The organism is Streptomyces sp. AM 4-1-1 (genome assembly GCF_029167625.1).
Classification (GTDB): Bacteria; Actinomycetota; Actinomycetes; order Streptomycetales; family Streptomycetaceae; genus Streptomyces.
In genome coordinates this window covers 2,316,407-2,332,632 of record NZ_CP119145.1, presented here as the reverse complement: position 1 = coordinate 2,332,632, position 16,226 = coordinate 2,316,407, and the positions used below count along the sequence as shown (strand labels likewise).

At 69.5% G+C, this 16,226-nt stretch carries 16 protein-coding genes, 1 tRNA gene, 2 pseudogenes and 1 riboswitch; of the genes and pseudogenes, 10 read left to right on the top strand and 9 right to left on the bottom strand.

Annotated features, from left to right (window positions below; translation table 11 throughout):
* The first annotated feature begins 49 nt into the window (after positions 1-49).
* Positions 50-652, top strand: a complete 603-nt coding sequence (gene rdgB, locus PZB75_RS09840) for an RdgB/HAM1 family non-canonical purine NTP pyrophosphatase (protein ID WP_275534916.1) — start codon at positions 50-52, stop codon at positions 650-652.
* 57 nt (positions 653-709) lie between these two features.
* Here rdgB and PZB75_RS09835 read toward each other — a convergent pair.
* The 3 genes from PZB75_RS09835 to bcp all read right to left on the bottom strand — a co-directional run bounded on the left by PZB75_RS09835 (position 710) and on the right by bcp (position 3,039).
* Positions 710-793, bottom strand: a tRNA-Leu gene (locus PZB75_RS09835).
* Between the two features lie 102 nt (positions 794-895).
* Positions 896-2,392 (bottom strand): glycine betaine/L-proline transporter ProP, encoded by a 1,497-nt coding sequence (gene proP / locus PZB75_RS09830; RefSeq protein WP_275534915.1) that lies wholly within the window; start codon positions 2,390-2,392, stop codon positions 896-898.
* A 179-nt stretch (positions 2,393-2,571) separates the two neighbouring features.
* A complete protein-coding gene (bcp, locus tag PZB75_RS09825) occupies positions 2,572-3,039 on the bottom strand; it encodes a thioredoxin-dependent thiol peroxidase (protein ID WP_275534914.1) in 468 nt (155 codons plus the stop codon).
* Positions 3,040-3,197: 158 nt separating this feature from the next.
* Between bcp and PZB75_RS09820 the strand changes: the two genes are divergently transcribed.
* The 3 genes from PZB75_RS09820 (at position 3,198) to PZB75_RS09810 (ending at position 4,530) form a co-directional block, all read left to right on the top strand.
* Positions 3,198-3,518: a DUF3618 domain-containing protein gene (locus PZB75_RS09820; protein WP_275534913.1), complete on the top strand. Its 321-nt coding sequence runs from the start codon at positions 3,198-3,200 to the stop codon at positions 3,516-3,518.
* Between the two features lie 70 nt (positions 3,519-3,588).
* Positions 3,589-3,927 (top strand): co-chaperone GroES, encoded by a 339-nt coding sequence (locus PZB75_RS09815; RefSeq protein WP_275534912.1) that lies wholly within the window; start codon positions 3,589-3,591, stop codon positions 3,925-3,927.
* A gap of 147 nt (positions 3,928-4,074) precedes the next feature.
* Positions 4,075-4,139: riboswitch (guanidine-III (ykkC-III) riboswitch) on the top strand.
* A 70-nt stretch (positions 4,140-4,209) separates the two neighbouring features.
* Complete coding sequence (locus tag PZB75_RS09810) at positions 4,210-4,530, top strand: multidrug efflux SMR transporter (protein ID WP_275534911.1); 321 nt, start codon at positions 4,210-4,212, stop codon at positions 4,528-4,530.
* 47 nt (positions 4,531-4,577) lie between these two features.
* Here PZB75_RS09810 and PZB75_RS09805 read toward each other — a convergent pair whose 3' ends face one another.
* The 4 genes and pseudogenes from PZB75_RS09805 to PZB75_RS09790 all read right to left on the bottom strand — a co-directional run.
* Positions 4,578-7,265, bottom strand: a complete 2,688-nt coding sequence (locus PZB75_RS09805) for a transglycosylase domain-containing protein (protein WP_275534910.1) — start codon at positions 7,263-7,265, stop codon at positions 4,578-4,580.
* Positions 7,266-7,745: 480 nt separating this feature from the next.
* Positions 7,746-8,861 (bottom strand): FAD-dependent monooxygenase, encoded by a 1,116-nt coding sequence (locus PZB75_RS09800; RefSeq protein WP_275534909.1) that lies wholly within the window; start codon positions 8,859-8,861, stop codon positions 7,746-7,748.
* A 34-nt stretch (positions 8,862-8,895) separates the two neighbouring features.
* Entirely contained in the window at positions 8,896-9,498 is a 603-nt protein-coding gene (locus tag PZB75_RS09795) for a Clp protease N-terminal domain-containing protein (protein ID WP_343286277.1), read from the bottom strand.
* A pseudogene (locus PZB75_RS09790) lies at positions 9,493-9,867 on the bottom strand (Clp protease N-terminal domain-containing protein); the annotation flags it as partial. The pseudogene PZB75_RS09790 and the gene PZB75_RS09795, both read right to left, overlap by 6 nt.
* A gap of 68 nt (positions 9,868-9,935) precedes the next feature.
* Between PZB75_RS09790 and PZB75_RS09785 the strand changes: the two are divergent.
* The 6 genes and pseudogenes from PZB75_RS09785 to PZB75_RS09760 all read left to right on the top strand — a co-directional run.
* Positions 9,936-10,295 (top strand): excisionase, encoded by a 360-nt coding sequence (locus PZB75_RS09785; RefSeq protein WP_275534908.1) that lies wholly within the window; start codon positions 9,936-9,938, stop codon positions 10,293-10,295.
* Positions 10,296-10,481: 186 nt separating this feature from the next.
* Entirely contained in the window at positions 10,482-11,438 is a 957-nt protein-coding gene (locus PZB75_RS09780; protein ID WP_275534907.1) for a DJ-1/PfpI family protein, read from the top strand.
* A 107-nt stretch (positions 11,439-11,545) separates the two neighbouring features.
* Complete coding sequence (gap, locus tag PZB75_RS09775) at positions 11,546-12,544, top strand: type I glyceraldehyde-3-phosphate dehydrogenase (RefSeq protein ID WP_275534906.1); 999 nt, start codon at positions 11,546-11,548, stop codon at positions 12,542-12,544.
* Positions 12,545-12,815: 271 nt separating this feature from the next.
* Positions 12,816-13,616 (top strand): ABC-2 family transporter protein, encoded by an 801-nt coding sequence (locus tag PZB75_RS09770; RefSeq protein ID WP_275534905.1) that lies wholly within the window; start codon positions 12,816-12,818, stop codon positions 13,614-13,616.
* Positions 13,609-14,457: an ABC transporter permease gene (locus tag PZB75_RS09765; RefSeq protein WP_275534904.1), complete on the top strand. Its 849-nt coding sequence runs from the start codon at positions 13,609-13,611 to the stop codon at positions 14,455-14,457. Before PZB75_RS09770 ends, PZB75_RS09765 begins: the two co-directional genes overlap by 8 nt.
* A 95-nt stretch (positions 14,458-14,552) precedes the next feature.
* A pseudogene (locus tag PZB75_RS09760) lies at positions 14,553-14,870 on the top strand (ATP-binding cassette domain-containing protein); the annotation flags it as partial.
* Positions 14,871-15,092: 222 nt separating this feature from the next.
* On the opposite strand, the gene PZB75_RS09755 reads toward PZB75_RS09760, so the two are convergent.
* The gene (locus PZB75_RS09755) at positions 15,093-15,302 is read right to left on the bottom strand and encodes a DUF397 domain-containing protein (RefSeq protein WP_275534903.1); all 210 of its coding nucleotides are present in this window, start codon (positions 15,300-15,302) and stop codon (positions 15,093-15,095) included.
* Positions 15,302-16,186, bottom strand: a complete 885-nt coding sequence (locus tag PZB75_RS09750; RefSeq protein ID WP_275534902.1) for a helix-turn-helix transcriptional regulator — start codon at positions 16,184-16,186, stop codon at positions 15,302-15,304. The genes PZB75_RS09755 and PZB75_RS09750 overlap by 1 nt, the downstream gene beginning before the upstream one ends.
* Between the last annotated feature and the right edge of the window lie 40 nt (positions 16,187-16,226).

The window sequence follows — 16,226 nt, the reverse complement described above, 5'->3', positions numbered from 1 at the left end:
CGCCCGGCCACGCACGGGCACACCGGACCGGCCCCCGATACTGGTGGGCATGACCCGCCTGATCCTCGCCACCCGCAACGCCGGGAAAATCACCGAACTCCACGCGATCCTCGCCGACGCCGGCCTCGGCCACGAACTCGTCGGCGCGGACGCGTACCCGGACATCCCCGACGTCAAGGAAACCGGCGTCACCTTCGCCGAGAACGCCCTCCTCAAGGCCCACGCCCTGGCCCGCGCCACCGGCCACCCCGCGATCGCCGACGACTCCGGCCTCTGCGTCGACGTCCTGGGCGGCGCCCCGGGCATCTTCTCGGCCCGCTGGTCCGGCACCCACGGCGACGACGCGGCCAACCTGAAGCTGCTCCTGGCCCAGCTCTCCGACATCGCCGACGAACACCGCGCGGCCCACTTCACCTGCGCCGCCGCCCTCGCGCTCCCGGACGGCACCGAACGCGTCGTCGAGGGCCGCCTCCGGGGCACCCTCCGCCACACCCCGTCGGGCACGCACGGCTTCGGCTACGACCCGATCCTCCAGCCGGACGGCGAGACCCGCACCTGCGCGGAACTGACCCCGGCCGAGAAGAACGCGATCAGCCACCGCGGCAAGGCGTTCCGCGAGCTGGTACCGGTGGTGGCCGAACTGCTCGGCTGAGTCCGGAAACACAGAAACGGCCTGCGCATCGAACCTTCGATACGCAGGCCGTTCCGGTGCGGCGGAAGGGATTCGAACCCTCAAGCCGTTTCACGGGCCACAGATCCTAAGTCTGCTGTGTCGCCATTGCACCACCGCCGCGGGCCGCATGCCATGGTACCGGGAGCCGGGCGGCAGTTGAACGGGCATGCCGCCGACCAATCGCCCACGCTCCGGCGGCGCGTTCGTTCCGGCGGGGCTTCGTCAGAACTTCGGGTCCGGTGACTGGGCCTGGAGGATTTCCGTGGCCTCCTCCGGGGTCGCCACCGAGGGCGGGGAGCCGTCCAGGGGCTTGTTGGCGGTCTCCTTCATGCAGGCCACCGAGATGATGCCGACCAGGGACGCCGCCATGGCGTAGTACGCGGGCATCAGGTTCGTGCCGCTCCAGCTGATCAGGGCCGTGATCACCAGTGGGGTGGTGCCGCCGAAGATCGAGGTCGCGAAGTTGTAGCCGATCGAGAGGGAGCCGTACCGGACCTGGGTGGGGAAGAGGGCCGGGAGCGCCGCGGACATCGTGCCCAGCATGCAGACCAGCGAGAGGCCCAGCATCAGCATGCCGATGGTGATCGCCGGGATGCCGCCCGCGCGGATCAGCAGGAACGCGGGGAGGGAGAGGAAGAAGAAGCCGAGCATGCCCGTCATCAGCAGGGGTTTGCGGCCGAAGCGGTCGGAGAGCTTGCCGACCTGGTTGATGATCAGCATCAGGAAGACCATGACGGCGAGCAGGATGAGCAGGCCGTGGGTCTCGCTGTAGCCGAGTTCGTCCGAGAGGTACGTCGGCATGTACGACAGCAGCATGTAGTCGGTGATGTTGTACGCGCCGACCAGGCAGATGCAGAGGATCAGCAGCGGCCAGTAATCGCGGAAGATCTTCGCGAGGTCGCCCTTGGCGGTGGTCTCGACGGCGTCCGCGGCGTCGGTGGCGTGCACGGTGCCGCCCTCCAGCTTCTGGAAGGCGGGGGTCTCGTCCAGGCGCAGTCGCAGGTAGAGGCCGACCAGGCCGAGGGGGCCCGCGACGAGGAACGGGACGCGCCAGCCCCAGGATTCCATCTGGCCGGTGCTGAGGGCCGCGGTCAGTGCGGTGACCAGGCCCGCGGCGCCGACGTAGCCGGCGAGGGTGCCGAACTCCAGGAAGCTGCCGAAGAAGCCGCGTCGCTTGTCGGGGGCGTACTCGGCGATGAAGGTGGACGCGCCGCCGTACTCGCCGCCCGTGGAGAAGCCCTGGACCAGTCGGAAGAAGATCAGCAGTGCCGGTGCCCAGATGCCGATGGCGTCGTGGGACGGGATGATCCCGATCGCGAAGGTGCCGATCGCCATCATGATCATTGTGAGGGCGAGGACCTTCTTGCGGCCGATCTTGTCGCCCATGGGGCCGAAGAACATGCCGCCGAGGGGGCGTACGAGGAAGGCGACGGCGAAGGTGGCGAACGACGACAGCAGCTGGGTGGTGTCGCTTCCCGAGGGAAAGAAGACATGGCCGAGAGTGGCCGCCAGATAGGAGTAGATCCCGAAGTCGAACCACTCCATGGCGTTGCCGAGCGAGGCCGCCTTCACGGCGCGTTTGACCGCCTGGTCGTCCGCGACCGTGATGTCCGAGCGGCGCAGCCTCGGGTTCTTCCGCTGTTTGATGGCGCGGAAGAGTGCGGGGTGTCTTTTGACCGCATCCGGGTCGGCCGCCTGGTGGGGGTCGGAGGCCGCCATGGCCGGGGTCCTTTCCTCGGTGGTTGTCCAGGAGAGGCTTCTGCGCGGTCATGGCGGTTGCAAACCGAACTGCCGAGGGATTGGGATGTCTGTCACATGTATTCAGCCATCAGGGGCAGACGTGGCTGAAAAGTAAGGCTTTGGCGGTGCGTCGGGGGCCTGCCGTCGGGCACCGGTTCTCAGATGCCGAGGTCCTTGATGATCTTCGCTACGTGTCCGGTGGCCTTGACGTTGTAGAAGGCGCGCTCGACCTTGCCCTCCTCGTCGACGACGACGGTCGAGCGGATGACGCCCGTCACCGTTTTGCCGTAGAGCTTCTTCTCGCCGAAGGCGCCGTACGCCTCCAGGGTCTCCTTGGAGGGGTCGCCGACGAGGGTGACCTTGAGGTTTTCCTGCTCGCGGAACTTCGCCAGCTTCTCCGGCTTGTCGGGGGACACCCCGATGACGTCGTATCCGGCGCCGGCCAGCACCTCCAGGTTGTCGGTGAAGTCGCAGGCCTGCTTGGTGCAGCCGGGGGTGAGGGCGGCCGGGTAGAAGTAGACGATGACCTTGCGGCCCTTGTGGTCGGCGAGTGAGACGTCCTTGCCGTCGGCGTCGGGGAGGGTGAATGCGGGGGCGGTGTCGCCGGGCTGAAGTCGCTCGCTCATGGTTCTCCTCGGGTGTGGCGGGGTGGGTCGGGTGTGTGGCAGGGCTGACGGGGTGGTGCACCGCCGAGCGTAATGGGGGTGCCGACGGGTACGTGGCGGGTGGAGCTGACAGACTGTCGATGAAGGTTTACCGGACCCACGACCACGGAGGCGGCGCAGTGTCGGATACGAGGACCCCTGCGCAGATCGAGGCGGACATCGTCAGCAGGCGTGAGCGGCTTGCGGTGACGCTCGACGAGATCGGGGTGCGGGTGCACCCGAAGACGATCATCGGGGACGCGAAGGCCAAGGTGGCGGAGCGCGTGGACCGGACGGCCGGGCGGGCTTACGTCGCGGTGAACCGGACGGTGTCGGACGTGAAGGCGCAGTTCGTGGCGGAGGACGGCTCGCCTCGTCCGGAGCGGATCGTTCCGGTGGCGTTGCTCGCGGTGGGTGTGGTGGGGCTGCTCGTCGTGTCGGCGCGCCGGCGCAAGCACTGATCGCGGCGGGTGCGGCGCCGCTGTACCCCGGACGGGTGTACGGGGTCGGTGGGCAGGTAGGTTTCGGGGCGTGAGCGACAACACCCACGACAAGCTGCCCATTCGGATGCTGCACGACCGCGTGCTGGTCCGGTCCGATTCGCCCGAGGGCGAGCGGCGTTCGGGCGGCGGCATCCTGATTCCGGCGACGGCCGCGGTCGGTCGGCGCCTTGCCTGGGCCGAGGTGGTGGCGGTCGGGCAGAACGTCCGGACGGTGGAGGTGGGGGACCGGGTGCTGTACGACCCTGAGGACCGTGCCGAGGTCGAGGTGCGGGGCGTGGCGTACGTACTGATGCGGGAGCGGGATCTGCACGCGGTGGCGGCGGACCGGTTCGAGGGCTCGGAGGACTCGACGGGGCTGTATCTGTAGCCGGGCGGTCTGCGGCCTCGCGATACGAGGGGCCTCGCGACAGCGGGGGGCTTCACGTCGGTGGGGGCCTCGCGTCGGTGGTCGGGTCGGCGGGGTGCGGGTGCGGTGTGTGGCCTGGTGACCTTGTTCACCAGGTCTTTCCTCTGTTCTTTGCTAGGTTGGGGCTACCCCGACGAGACGCGCCGTACCGGGCTTCGCAAAGACGACGCACTTCCTGTTGTCGGCGTTCCGCGTCCGTGTTTCGGCGGCGCGCGTTCGCCCCGTGCTGTCGGAGGTGCTGTCGTGGCGTGGGTTCTGCTGTTGATCGCGGGTCTGCTGGAAGTGGCCTGGTCGATCGGGATGAAGTACACCGAGGGGTTCACCCGGCTGTGGCCGAGTGTGTTCACCGGTCTCGGGATCGTGGCGAGCATGGTGCTGCTGTCGCACGCGGCGAAGACGTTGCCGATCGGTACCGCGTACGGGGTGTGGGTCGGCATCGGCGCGGCCGGTGCGGCGATCCTCGGCATGGTGGTGCTGCACGAGCCGGTGACCGCGGCCCGGATCTTCTTCGTGTGTCTGCTGCTGGTGGCCGTGGTGGGGCTGAAGGCGACGTCCGGTCACTGAGCGGGTGGTGCGTCGCTTCGGGGGAGGCCCGTCGGTCGGGCGTCCGTTCAGAAGGGGCCCGCGCCTCCGGTGAAGCCGCCTTCGCTCCCTCCGCCGTCGCCCCCGCCGTTCCCGTTGCCGTTGTTGCCGTCGTCCCCTCCCGTGCTCGTACCGCCGTCCGTGTCGCCCCCGGTGTCCGCGCCGCCGTCGTCACCGCCGTCCGTGCCGGTGCCGCCGTCGGCGTCACCGGGCGGGGTGGTGGTGCCGCCGGTCGTGGGCGTGCCGGGCGGGGTGCTGCTGTCCGGGTCGCGGGACGGGGTGTCGGACGGGTTCCGGGACGCGGGCGGGGTGTCCGTGTCGCCCGGGGTGCTCGCCTCGTCGGTGGGGGCGGAGGATTCGTCGGCGCCCGGTTCCAGGTCGAGGTGGAAGTTCTGTACGGCGGTGCCGCGCAGGGCTGCCTCGGTGTACTGGGCCCAGGTCTCGGCGGGGGCTCCGCCGCCGTTGATGCGGGGCAGGCCGAGCGCGTTGTACAGGGGCTTCTGCACCCCGGTGTCGGGGTCCTGGCCCATCACGGCGATGACGGTCGCGAGGTCGGGGGTGTATCCGGCGAACCAGGCGGCCTTGTCCTCCTCGGCGGTGCCGGTCTTGCCCGCCGCGGGGCGGCCGGCGGCGCGGGCCGCGGTCCCGGTGCCGCCGTCGACGACGCTGCGCAGGACGGAGGTGGTGGTGTCGGCGGACTGGCGGCTGACGGTCTGCTTGGCTCCGGCCCGCGCGGCGAGCGGGACGTTCTCGTCGTTCTTGGTGACCTTCTCGACGAGCTTGTACGTGCCGTGCTTGCCGTGGTTGGCGAGGGTGGCGTACGCCTGGGTCATGTCGAGGACGCTGGCCGTGGCCGGGCCGAGCGCGATGGACGGTGACGCCGTCAGGTCGGGGGTGTTCTTCGGGATGCCCAGGTCGATGGCGGTCTGCTTGACCTTGCCGGGGCCGACGTCCTGGGCGAGCTGCGCGTAGACGGCGTTGACGGACTTGTCGGTGGCGGTACGGATGGTGATGGGTCCGTACGAGCGGTTGTCCTCGTTCTCCGGGGAGTATCCGGTGGGTCCGCCGGGGCCCTGGACCATGCGTTTGTTGGTGCCGTCGTAGACGGTGTTGGGGGTGATCCGGTGGCCGCCGCGGCTGGACCCGTTGTCGATGGCGGAGGTGAGGACGAACGGTTTGAAGGTGGAGCCGACCTGGTAGTCGCGGCGGGTGGCGTTGTTCACGTACTGCTGGGTGTAGTCCTTGCCGCCGTACATGGCGACGACCGCGCCCGTCCGGGGGTCGATGGAGGCGCCGCCGACGCGGACGTTGCGGTCGGCCTTGCGGTCCTCGTCGGTCTTGGACATGACGTTGTCGTCGACCGCCTTGACGAGGGCGTTCTGCTTCTTCTTGTCCAGGGTGGTGGTGATGCGGTGGCCGCCGGTGGCGAGGGTCTTCTCGTCGATCCCGCCGTACTGGGTGAGGTAGTCCCGGATGGCCTGGACGAGGTAGCCGCGCTGGCCGGACAGGGCGGTGGCGGGCTTGACCTTGCCGGGCTGCGGGAAGGTCATGGCGGTGCGTTCGCGTTCCTTGAGCCAGCCCTTCTTGACCATGCCGTCGACCACGTAGTTCCAGCGGGAGACCGCCTCCGGCTTGTTCCCGGGGTTGGCGACGACGTCGTTGGCGCTGGGGGAGCTCAGCAGGGAGGCGAGGTACGCGCCCTCGGCGGTGGTGAGCTTGCCGACGTCCTTGCCGTAGTACGCCTGTGAGGCGGCCTGGATGCCGTAGGCGTTGCGGCCGAAGTAGCTGGTGTTGAGGTAGCCCTCAAGGATGTCGTCCTTGCTCTCCTCGCGGTCGAGCTTGATCGCGATGAAGAACTCCTTGCTCTTGCGGGCGAGGGTCTGCTCCTGGCCGAGGTAGTAGTTCTTCACGTACTGCTGGGTGATGGTCGAGCCGCCCTGTTTGCCCTTGCCGGTGAGGGTCTTCCAGCCGGCCCGGAGCATGGCCTTCACGTCGACGGCGCTCTCGGAGTAGTAGTCCCGGTCCTCGGCGGCCAGCACGGCGTGTCGGACGTGGGCGGGGACCTGGGAGAGCCGGACCTTCTCCCGGTTGATCTCGCCGTCGCGGGCGATGACGCTGCCGTCCTCGTACAGGTAGACGTTGGACTCGGCCTCGGCGGCGGCGTTGGCTGCCGGGATGTCGACCATCTTGTATCCGGCGATGAAACCGCCGACGAGCAGCAGCGCGAGGAGGAGAACACCGCCCAGGACCATGCGCCAGGTGGGGAGGGCCCGGCGCCATCCGGTGCGCTTGGGCCGCTTCTGGCGGCCCTTCGGCTTGTCGCTGCTGCTGCCGTTGCCGCTGGGGCTGTTGGGGCTGTCGGCGCTGCTGTCGCCGTTGCCGTTGCTGTCGGCGATCCCGCTGTCGCGGTTGACGGCGGAGGCGCTGAGGGGGGCCACGCCGGTTGCTCCGGCCGCGTCGGACCTGGGCGCTTCGGGGCCGGCCGCTTCGGGGCCGGGCCCTTCCGGTCCGGCTACGTCGGTGGCGTCGGCCTCGTCGGCGGCCTCCGCGTTACCGGTCTTGCCGGGCTCGTCGGCGGCTCCTGCGGCGTCGGCCTCGTCGGGCTGTTCGGCCTTGTGGCCGGAAGGGCCCGCCGGCTGTTCCGCACCGTCCTCGTGGCTGCCCTCGCGTCCCGCTCGGCCTTCGCCGGGCGGCTGCTGTGGCGCGTCGTCGGTCATGTGCGTGCGGACTCCTCGGCAGTGGTCAGTCCTCCTATAGTGCACTTTTCTTATGGATAACTCCTGATACCTCCACCGAAAGCCGATCGCAGCGGTCGCCCCAGCGGACTAGTACCCCGTACTCCGGCAAGCTCCCGCACCGGCACCCCGGCCGCAGATCGTGATCACTCCGCGGCCGCAGTTTCTGGTGGTCTCACCACAGGACGTGGAGTCGTTCGGGTACGCGCTTGATGTTGCCGGTGCGCCGGACGAGCTGGTCCGCTGGTAGGGCCAGGCGCAGCGTCGGCAGACGTTCCAGGAGGGCGGTGAGCGCTTCCGCGGCATGGACGCGGGAGATCAGCGAGGCGGGGCAGAAGTGGGGACCGGCGCCGAAGGAAAGGTGCGGGTTGGGCGTCCGGTCGATGTCGAACCGCTCGGGGTCGTCGAATTGCCGAACGGCGGCTGCATGCTCGGCCGGGGGTCTCGTCGTAGCGGTTGCGTTCAGCCGGGTTGGAAGAATGCGAGCATTCTCCGGCCGGCGTCCGGCGACGCCAGGACTTCCTGGATGTGCGCTGACTGGCGGCCGGCGGCGCTGGTGCGTTCGAACATCTCGCGTTCGTATTCCTTGACGGCGGCGGGACGGTCGTCCGGGTGCGCGGCCAGCGCGAGGCCGAGCAGGGCGCCGTCGAGCAGCGCCATGTTGGCGCCCTGCCCCACCGGCGGCATCAGGTGCGCGGCATCGCCGAGCAGCGTGACGTCCGGCGCCGACGGCCAGGTCAGGCCGACCGGGAGAGTGCTGATCGACCGCGGCAGTACCGTGTCGTCGCAGGCCGCGATCAGCGCGGTGAACCGTGAGTCCCAGCCGGTGAACAGGTCGATCAGCCGCGTCCGGGCGGCGGCTGGGTCGCCGAACGGGATCTCACTGGTCGCGAACCAGTCCTCGGCGGTGTTGTAGAAGCTGAGGTAGACGCGTACGCGGCCGTCGCCGTTCCGCTGCGCCGACAGGGACTGCCCGTTGCCGAGCACCCAGTAGTTGCCGCGCCCGACCATCGCCGCGAGGTCGGGGTGAGTACGGTCGATGTCGGGAATGCCGAGTTCGATGACGTTGTGTCCGGTGTGCGCCGGACGGGCGTCGGTGAGCAGCGCGCGGACCCGTGAGCCCGCGCCGTCGGCGCCGATCAGCAGGTCGTACGTCGCACTGCTGCCGTCGGCGAAGGACAGCAGGCCGTTACCGGCGGACTCGACCGCGTGCCCCCAGCGCACCGCATGTTCGGGGAGGGAGTCCAGCAGCAGATCGCGCAGCTCGGCACGGTCGACCTCGGGTCGTTCGAGCGGGGCGTCGTCGGGTGTGTCCTCCCGCAACAGCAGGGTGCCGTCCGGTTCGAGAAGCCGCAGGTCCTGGCCTTCACCACGGGCGATCTTGTGGAACCGGTCGATCAGGCCGGCCTCGCGCAACGCCCGCTGACCGGTCCCGGCGTGCAGATCGAGCATGCCGCCCTGACCGCGCGCGCCGCGCGACGGTTCCCGTTCGTACACGACGGCTTCGATGCCGTTCACGTGCAGCACACGGGCGAGGGCCAGGCCGCCCAGGCCGGCTCCGACGATGGTGATGGTCATGGCAACCTCCGGTTCACCGTGCTGATCAGTCGGTTCATCGGCGGAACCGGGGCATGAGGACCGCGCGTACGGCCTTGTCCGTGGTGCTCGCGGTGGATCTGTCCTCTTCGTCGGGGTCCGGTCGCAGCACGTGCTGGATCTTCAGCAGCAGCTGGTTGGTCGACCGCCAGAGCGGGACGAACATGCCGGCGACCGGCCCGACGCCCTGGAGCGGGCCGCCGGTCAGTTCGGTGACCTCCTTGGCGATCGTGAGCGTTGCCGGGTCCCGCAGGATGACGTGTACCTCGTCGTCGACCAGCCGGATCTCCATCGTGCGCGCCGCGGCCTCCTCCGGGTTCGCGTCCGTGGTCGTCTCCGGATTCAGTTCGTCGATCTTGGCGGCGACCGCGTCCGGATCGACCCCCAGTTCGCGCAGCACCTTGGACGCCATGCTGTTCTCCGCCCGCAGCATCGCCTCCAGCAGGTGATGGCTGCCGACCGGTGCGCCACCGGCCAGCGCGCTCGCGACGGACACGGTGTCCTCGGTGGCGGGTGTGCCGGCCGGCCATGGGCCGGCCGTGACGTCCCGCGGTCCGTCCGCCGATGCCAGCACCGCGGCCCGGATTCTGCTGATCGGATGGATTCGCCCGGCAAGCACCTTCGCGCCGACGCCCTCCCCCTCTGCGGCCAGGGCGAGCAGAATGTGCTCCGTCCCGATGGAGGTGTGGTGCAACTGCATCGCCTCGCGCAGGGCGAGCTCCAGTGTCCGCTTGGCGCCCGGCGTGAACGGGATATGGCCCTTGAGCTCCTGCGAGCCCGGCTTGACCACCGCGGCGATGTCGGCCTGCGCCGTCTGCTTGTCGTATCCGAGCTGGTGCAGAACCTTCGCCGCCGTGCCGCCCTGTGCGTCGAGCAGCCCCAACAGGATGTGCTCCGTGCCGATGTGGTTGTGCTTGAGCAGCCTCGCCTCCTCCTGAGCCGTGACGACCACCTTGCGGGCTTCGACCGTGAACCTCTCAAAACTCATGGTTCCATGGTCCACACCCTGTCAATACACTGTTATTGACAGGGTCACTGTGTCGAAGGGAGGGTCTGATGGAGACACCGTCGGACTGGGAGGACCGGCTCACACGCTGGCAGAACGAGCTGGAGCTGTTCGAGCGGCTGGACGAGACGCCCTGGGTCACGCTGGCCAAGGCGGAAGCCGAGACCGGCGTTTCCCGCTCGGCCCTGCGGTCCTGGTACCGCAACGGCGAGATCCGGTCCCGGCTGGCGGACGGCCCGAACGGGCCGCAGCGCCTGGTTCAGCTGGACGCCGTGATCGAGCGCGCCGCCGCGTCACCGCGCATTCGACGCAGGGCGGAACGGGAGGTCAGCCTGGAAGCCCAGGTCGCGCTGCTACGCCACCGGGTCGACCAGCTTGAGCTACGGCTGGCCGCGTCGGAGCGGAAGTGACCGGCGCGAGCAGCGCCGTGCCGTCGGCCCGGAACGGCGCCACCATCGCCGGGTCCGCCTGCTCGCCTCCGAGCGGCGGTGCCCGCGCCCGCAATCGACATCGACACGGTTCACGGCGGGCCCGCGCGGCTCCCTGAACGGGGTTGACGTACCCCCGCACCCAGGTACCCACGTACCCTCGTCCCCGTGTCGGCCTCACCCCCGTACCGCGTCGCCGTCCTCGTGCTCGAAGGCGCGAAGCCCCTCGACGTCGGTATTCCCGCGCAGGTGTTCACGACCCGCGCGAGTATGCCGTACGAGGTGCGGGTGTGCGGTGCGGCGCCCGGTCCCGTGGCGGGTGGCGACGGCCTGTCGTACTACGTGGCCCACGGCATCGAAGCACTCGCGTGGGCCGACATCGTCTTCGTCCCCGGCTACCGGCACCCGGACCGTGACGACCCGCCGCCGGCCGTCGTCGAGGCGCTGATCGCCGCCCACGACCGGGGCGCGCGGCTCGCCGCCATCTCCACGGGCGCCTTCGCGCTCGCCGCCACGGGCCTGCTCGACGGCAGGCGCGCCACCACGCACTGGCACTACACGCGGGCACTCGCGGCGAAGCGTCCACTCGTGCGGGTCGACGCGAACGTCCTGTTCGTCGACGAGGGCAGCGTGCTGACGTCGGCCGGCGCCGCCTCGGGCATCGACCTGTGCCTGCACATTCTGCGCGGCGATGTGGGGGTGTCCGCGTCGAACCACGCGGCGCGGCGCCTGGTGGCGGCCCCCTACCGCAGCGGCGGCCAGGCGCAGTACGTGCCGCGCAGTGTGCCCGAACCGCTCGGCGAGCGGTTCGCCGCCACCCGGGAGTGGGCGCTGCACCGGCTCGGCGAGCCCCTCACCCTCGAAGTGCTCGCCCGGCACGCGGCGGTGTCGCCGCGCACGTTCTCGCGGCGCTTCGTCGAGGACACGGGGTACACACCGATGCAGTGGGTCATGCGAGCCCGCGTCGACGTGGCCCGTGAGCTGCTGGAGCGTTCGCAGCGGGGCATCGAGCGGATCGCCGCCGACGTCGGTCTCGGCACCGGCGCGAATCTGCGGCTGCACTTCCAGCGCATCCTCGACACCACGCCGAGCGAGTACCGGCGCACCTTCGCCCAGGGGCAGTAGCCCGTCACCACCCCGTGGCGTGATCCTTTCGGACCGTGGCGATCACGCCGCTGTCACCGGCGGACGCCGCGGGAGAACCTGATGGCGAACCCGAAGGGACACCACTCATGACTCGCATCGCCATCAACGGATTCGGCCGCATCGGACGCAATGTGCTGCGCGCGCTGCTCGAACGCGACAGCGACCTGGAGGTCGTCGCCGTCAACGACCTCACGGAACCCGCCACCCTCGCGCGGCTGCTCGCCTACGACACGACGGCGGGCCGGCTCGGCCGCCCGGTGACTGTCGACGGGGACGCCCTCGTCGTCGACGGCCGTCGCATCACCGTGCTCGCCGAGCGCGAACCGGCGCGGCTGCCGTGGGACCGGCTCGGCGTCGACATCGTGCTTGAGGCGACCGGCCGCTTCACGTCGGCCACGGCCGCCCGCGCCCACATCGACGCGGGCGCGAGAAGGGTGCTCATCAGCGCACCGGCGGACGGCGCCGATGTCACCCTCGCGTTCGGGGTCAACACCGAGGCGTACGACCCGGCCGCCCACACGATCGTCTCGAACGCCTCGTGCACGACCAACGCGCTCGCGCCGCTGGCCGCGGTGCTCGACGGTCTCGCCGGCATCGAGCACGGCTTCATGACGACGGTGCACGCCTACACGCAGGAGCAGAACCTGCAGGACGGTCCGCACCGCGACGCCCGCCGCGCCCGCGCCGCCGCCGTCAACATCGTGCCGACCACGACAGGCGCCGCCAAGGCGATCGGCCTCGTGCTGCCGAACCTCGACGGCAAGCTGTCGGGCGACTCGATCCGCGTACCGGTTCCGGTGGGATCGATCGTCGAACTCAATACGACCGTCGCTCGCGACGTGACGCGCGAGGACGTGCTGGCGGCGTACCGCGCCGCGGCGCAGGGGGCGCTCGCGGGCGTACTCGAGTACTCGGACGACCCGCTCGTGTCGTCCGACATCACGGGCAATCCGGTCTCGGCGATCTTCGATTCGGCCCTCACCCGCGTCGACGGCCGCCACGTCAAGGTGGTCGCCTGGTACGACAACGAGTGGGGTTTCTCGAACCGTGTGATCGACACCCTCCAGCTCCTCGCCGCCGGCTGACCGGAGACCGGGGCGGCCCGCCCGCCGAGGCCGTTTTGCCCGGCACCCCCCGCTGAGCGCCGCGGTCGGCCGACCGGGCCGACCGCGGCGCTCAGGAAAACCGATCGCGACGGCTGCCCCGGCCGGACTAGCATCACGCGTTTGGCTCAGGAGGGCCGAAGTCCGGAAGTCGGGAAGCCCGGAAGTCCGGAAGTCCGGAAGTCCGGAAGTCCGGAAGTCCGGAAGTCCGGAAGTCGGAGAAGCCCGGAAGCCGGGGATCGGGGGTTACGGAGTGCGGTTGTACGTGGTCGTCGCGGCGGGCTGGTTCCGGCGGTACGCCACCTACCGGATCGCCACGGCGGCGGGGGTGTTCACCAACACCGTCTTCGGTTTCATCATGGCGTACACCTACACGGCGCTCTGGCACGAACGCCCCCAGCTCGGCGGGTACGACCTGCCGCAGGCGCTCAGTTACGTCTGGCTCGGACAGGCGCTCCTGATGACCTGCGCCATGATGGGCGGCGGCTTCGAGGACGAGCTGATGGAGCGCATCCGTACCGGCGATGTCGCCATCGACCTGTACCGGCCCGTCGACCTCCAGCTCTGGTGGCTGGCCGGGGACCTGGGACGGGCGGCGTTCCACCTGCTGGGGCGCGGCATCGTGCCGATGCTGATCGGCTCGCTGGCGTTCGATCTGGCGTTGCCCGGCTCGCCGTGGACCTGGCTCGCCTTCCTGGTCTCGGTGGCGCTCGGCGTGGTGGTCAGTTTCGCGGTGCGCTATCTGGTGGCGCTCTCGGCGTTCTGGCTGATGGACGGGGTGGGGGCGGCGCAGGTCGCGTTCCTGGCCGGGTTGTTCTTCTCCGGGATGCTGCTGCCGCTGACGGTGTTCCCCGGAGCGCTCGGCGAGGTGGCGCGGGCGTTGCCCTGGTCGTCGCTGCTCCAGGTGCCCGCCGACGTCTTCCTCGGCAAGCGCACCGGGTGGGGGCTGGTGGAGGCGTACGCGTTCCAGGCCGGCTGGGCACTGGTGCTGCTGGCGGCCGGGCGGGCGTTGCAGTCGGTGGCGACCCGGAGGGTGGTGGTGCAGGGTGGCTGACGACGGTACGGAGATCGCGTTCGGTGACCGGTCGCGGCTCGTCGAGGGGGTCAGGGCGTACGGGCTGATCGTGGCGATGTGGCTGCGCTCGACGATGACGTACCGCGCCTCGTTCGTGATGTCGACGCTCGGCAACTTCGTCGCGACCGGCTTCGACTTCGTCACGATCCTGCTGATGTTCTCGCACGTCGACGCGTTGGGCGGCTACTCGCTGCCCGAGATCGCGCTGCTGTACGGGGCGTCGGGCACGGCGTTCGGGCTGGCCGATCTGCTGATGGGGTCGATGGACCGGCTGGGGCGGCGGGTGCGCGACGGCACGCTCGACACCCTGCTGGTGCGCCCGGTGCCGGTGATCGCGCAGGTGGCGGCGGACCGGTTCGCGCTGCGTCGGCTGGGACGGATCAGCCAGGGGCTGCTGGTGCTCGGCTACGCACTGGCGACGCTGGACGTCGGCTGGACGCCGCTCAAGGTCCTGATGATTCCGCTGATGCTGCTGAGCGGGGCGGCGATCTTCGCGGCGGTGTTCGTGGCCGGCGCCGCGTTCCAGTTCTTCGCGCAGGACGCGTCCGAGGTGCAGAACTCCTTCACGTACGGAGGGAACACACTGCTCCAGTACCCGCCGTCGATCTTCGGCAAGGACCTGGTGCGCGGGGTGACGTTCATGGTGCCGCTGGCCTTCGTCAACTGGCTGCCCGCGCTCTACGTGCTGGGCAGGCAGGACCCGTTGGGGCTGCCGGAGTGGGTGGCGTTCCTGTCGCCGGTGGTGGCGGGCGTGTGCTGGCTGATCGCGGGGACGGCGTGGCGGGCGGGCCTGCGCGCGTACCGCAGCACGGGAAGCTGAACGGCGGGTCGGTCGTACGAGGTGACTGAGCGGGCCGCGTCCGGTCGGACGGACAGACGGACGGACAGACGGACGAACACGGGCGAGGAGGAGACATGACGGGTACGGGACCGGAGTCCGACGCGGACTTCATCGTGCTGGACGGTGTGGAGAAGGTCTTCGACGTGCGCCGCAGGACCGGCTTCATGCGCAGTGAGCGGCGCGAGGTGCGCGCGGTGGACGGGATCAGCTTCCGGGTACCGCGCGGCGAGATGGTCGGCTACATCGGGCCGAACGGCGCGGGCAAGTCCACGACGATCAAGATGCTGACCGGCATCCTCACCCCGAGCGGCGGTCGGCTGCGGGTCGCGGGCATCGACCCGTCCCGGGAGCGTACGCGGCTGGCGCATCGAATCGGCGTGGTGTTCGGGCAGCACTACCCCAAACGATGCGCTGGACAAGTCCAGTGTATCGGCCGGTAGGCCCCTGTCGGCAGGCTTGGCCCGACCGGCGCGGAACGGGTCTCCTATGGGCCGTGGTCTCGCGGCTAGGGCCAGCTAAGGCAAGCCTCATCTACCCTGCAAGGAGGACAGCGAAGAGCGCCCGACCTATCGTCCTGGTCGGGCGCTCTTGATGCTGACGATCAAGCTGGCGAGCTACGACCGCTGGAACTCGCCGTCACTCATGCCAGTTGCGAAGGCGTCCCACTCACCTGCCGTGAAGAGGAGAGCGGGGCCGTTGCCCTTGTCCTTGCTGTCGCGCATGGCAACGTGGCCATCGTCGAGGAAGGCGACCTCGACGCACTGGCCGTTGTTCTGGGAGCGGCTGGACTTGCGCCACACCACGCCCGTCAGTTCCGAACTCATCACTGCGAAAACTCCTTTGCTGCTTGTCGAAGGATACTCAGGGTGTCCTTGCCATCCAGAGCAGCGCTCCAGATCGATGTGAACGCCTGGTCGTACCGCTCGACCTCATGCGGCTTGTCGAGGTACAAGTCTCCGACGAAGCCGTCCATGTAGACGGTGGGCGGCTCTGTCGGTGATCCGTCAGCGTTCAGAGGGAAGCGAAGCATCGTGAACGGGCCGGACATGAGTCCGTGGTGTAAGCCTGCCGTGAACGGAACAACCCGTAGCGACACGTTGGGTAGCTCCATCGTCTCAGCCAGGCGGTTGAGTTGCCGCCCCATTACCTCGGGCCCACCGACCGGCTGACGCAGTACGGCCTCGCTGATGGCCAGCTCCAAGGTAGGTGGGTTGGTCACCCTGGTCAGCAACTCCTGCCGGGCCAGCCGGACATGCACTCGCCGTTCGATCTCGTCGCGCTCTACGTCGGGGTTGTCCTCCTGTATCAACGCACGTGCATAGTCCTCCGTCTGGACGAGTCCGGGCACAAGGTCGTTGATGTACTGATGCAAGCTCGCCGCAGCACCTTCCAACCCGATGAAGATGTCGAAGTCCCTGGGGATGACGTCGCCGTAGGCGTGCCACCACCCGCGAGCCTTGGTCTCCTTGGCCAACCCCTTGAGGGCGTCAGCCAGGTCTACCGGCGCTCCGTACACCTTGCACATAGTTTCCACGTCGTGGCTACGTAGCGACACCTGGCCCGTCTCGATACGCCAGAGCTTCGCTTCCGACCACTCAAGCTCACGGGCCGCCGCTCTGACTGTCAGGCGCGAGCGATTCCGCAGCTCACGCAGGTGACGGCCGAGCTGTCGACGCGGCACCGTTGATCCAATTGACGGTTCTGTCATGGGCTCACCTCTTGCAGATCGGGGATGTTGCACGCTCGGA

Coding starts and splice junctions, on each gene's coding strand:
- PZB75_RS09785 (WP_275534908.1), top strand. CDS start 9,936: ATGGAGACACCGTCGGACTGGGAGGACCGGCTCACACGCTGGCAGAAC.
- PZB75_RS09805 (WP_275534910.1), bottom strand. CDS start 7,265: ATGACCGACGACGCGCCACAGCAGCCGCCCGGCGAAGGCCGAGCGGGA.
- rdgB (WP_275534916.1), top strand. CDS start 50: ATGACCCGCCTGATCCTCGCCACCCGCAACGCCGGGAAAATCACCGAA.
- PZB75_RS09800 (WP_275534909.1), bottom strand. CDS start 8,861: ATGACCATCACCATCGTCGGAGCCGGCCTGGGCGGCCTGGCCCTCGCC.
- bcp (WP_275534914.1), bottom strand. CDS start 3,039: ATGAGCGAGCGACTTCAGCCCGGCGACACCGCCCCCGCATTCACCCTC.
- proP (WP_275534915.1), bottom strand. CDS start 2,392: ATGGCGGCCTCCGACCCCCACCAGGCGGCCGACCCGGATGCGGTCAAA.
- gap (WP_275534906.1), top strand. CDS start 11,546: ATGACTCGCATCGCCATCAACGGATTCGGCCGCATCGGACGCAATGTG.
- PZB75_RS09750 (WP_275534902.1), bottom strand. CDS start 16,186: ATGACAGAACCGTCAATTGGATCAACGGTGCCGCGTCGACAGCTCGGC.
- PZB75_RS09755 (WP_275534903.1), bottom strand. CDS start 15,302: ATGAGTTCGGAACTGACGGGCGTGGTGTGGCGCAAGTCCAGCCGCTCC.